This is a genomic window from Neobacillus drentensis (genome assembly GCF_036962765.1).
Taxonomy (GTDB): Bacteria; Bacillota; Bacilli; order Bacillales; family Cytobacillaceae; genus Neobacillus; species Neobacillus drentensis_C.
This window is the reverse complement of sequence record NZ_JBALOS010000302.1, coordinates 1-1,288: the sequence shown is the minus strand read 5'-3', so window position 1 is coordinate 1,288 and position 1,288 is coordinate 1. Positions and strand designations below refer to the sequence as shown.

At 35.9% G+C, this 1,288-nt stretch carries 2 protein-coding genes and 1 pseudogene; all 3 read left to right on the top strand.

The window, feature by feature from the left end; all coding sequences use genetic code 11:
- Window positions 1-414: pseudogene (locus V7137_RS27540) on the top strand (AAA family ATPase); the annotation flags it as partial.
- Window positions 415-441: 27 nt separating this feature from the next.
- Window positions 442-870: an acyl-CoA thioesterase gene (locus V7137_RS27535; RefSeq protein ID WP_335701019.1), complete on the top strand. Its 429-nt coding sequence runs from the start codon at window positions 442-444 to the stop codon at window positions 868-870.
- A gap of 43 nt (window positions 871-913) precedes the next feature.
- Window positions 914-1,231 carry a hypothetical protein gene (locus tag V7137_RS27530; RefSeq protein WP_335701018.1) on the top strand — a complete coding sequence of 106 codons (318 nt, stop codon included), beginning with the start codon at window positions 914-916 and terminating at the stop codon, window positions 1,229-1,231.
- Window positions 1,232-1,288 lie beyond the last annotated feature (57 nt).

Genomic DNA, 1,288 nt, shown 5'->3' with positions numbered 1-1,288 from the left:
GTAATCGATACTCTTGTCGATGAAATGACGAAGCATAATGAGAATTTAGTGGTCGTCCTGGCTGGTTACCCTCATGAAATGGACTTGCTATTAGAAAGCAATCCAGGACTTCGCTCAAGGTTTAAAAAATTCTTCTTATTTCCTGATTATTCAGCTACAGAACTGCTTGAAATTATGGTAGTCTATGCTGAAAGCTATCAATATCAATTATCTAATGAAGCTAAACAACTGTTATTGAGTAAAATCAATGAAGAAGCCTTTAAAGGAAATGGCCGTTTTGCAACAAACATGATTGATGAAATGATTCAAGCACAGGCCTCAAGGTTAATGGAAATAGAAGAAGAGGAAAATCTGTTTGAAAAGTCTCTGCTACTAGAAGCAGAGGATGTAGTAAAAGCCATTAGTAAAATGTAAATTATCATGTTGAGAGGGTTGGAGCCTGTGGGAAACTTTTTTATTTCGACTAGAGAAATTCAGCTCTATTATGCTGATACAGATATGATGGGTGTTATTTACCATGCTAATTATCTCAAGTTTTTTGAACTTGGCAGAAGTGGGTTTATTGAGGATCTTGGCTATAGTTATCTAGCGATGGAAGAGTCCGGTTATTTTGCGCCAGTTTATGACGTGCAAGCCACTTATAAAAAACCATTACGCTATGGTGATAGAGGTTTTGTAAAAACGTGGGTGGAATTAAATGATGGTATTAAAACGGTATATGCTTATGAGGTTTTAAATGGCGATGATGAGGTATGTGTTGAAGGTAAGACAACCCACATTATTGTTAAAAAGGATAATTTTAGACCGACATCTTTCAAAAAAGCCTTCCCAGAATGGTTTTTAAAATATGAAGAAATCAAGAAAAAGTAGTCGGATATTGTAAGCAAAAATCTGTCGGAATGAGGTGACTTAGGTGGCATTCGGGATCAAACGACAGGAAATAGTCGAGTGGAAGAGAAAAATAGATAATGGCAAGTTAGCTTTCTTAACCCATTATTGGCTGGATGACCGCTTTCCAGGATGCAATACGGTAACAAAGGTTGGTTGTAATAATCTTGAAAAATTAGCAGCCTGGGGACAAAAGTACGGATTAAAAAAAGAATGGATTCATGTTCGGAAGGATGGCTACTCACATTTTGATCTACTTGGTCAGCGCCAAATTGACATTTTACATAAAGAAGGATTGTTAGAACATATTTGGAAAAATAATAGCAGCACACTTGAAGAGTAAACACCTTTAAGTGTGCTTTTTTTAGGATTGGCTATGTAAAAGATTATTGTTGATTTT